This window comes from Oleiphilus sp. HI0061 (assembly GCF_001635675.1).
In genome coordinates this window covers 1-386 of sequence record NZ_LWFE01001283.1, presented here as the reverse complement: position 1 = coordinate 386, position 386 = coordinate 1, and the positions used below count along the sequence as shown (strand labels likewise).

The window sequence follows — 386 nt, the reverse complement described above, 5'->3', positions numbered from 1 at the left end:
ATACAGAGCTTGACGTATATCTAAACATACAGTCAGAAGGTGTATTGCAACTCCCGCTCTCAATCGTTACCCAAAATGAGTTAAGTAAGCAAAACATATCTTTTAGTCTTCTATCCGGGATATATTTCGGCGCAATCCTGATTATGCTTTTTTACAATAGCTTTATTTATCTCACCGTAAAGGATAAAGGCTATCTTTACTATTTAATATACCTAAGCTCATGCGCAATCATCCAGTTAGTGCTTTCTGGTCTCGCTTTTCAATATCTATGGCCAAACTACCCCCTATTTAATTACCACGCTGTTGTATTTTCTGCCGCTTTTACCGGCATTAGTGCGATAACATTTATTAAGAATTTTATTGGTATCGACTACATAAGCTCTAAG

The 386-nt window shown here is 36.5% G+C and carries 1 protein-coding gene; it reads left to right on the top strand.

All coding sequences use genetic code 11. From position 1 onward, the window contains the following. Positions 1 to 44 precede the first annotated feature (44 nt). Positions 45 to 386, top strand: a 342-nt coding sequence (locus tag A3735_RS31195) for a 7TM-DISM domain-containing protein (RefSeq protein ID WP_255375185.1), incomplete at its 3' end; no start/stop codon positions are given.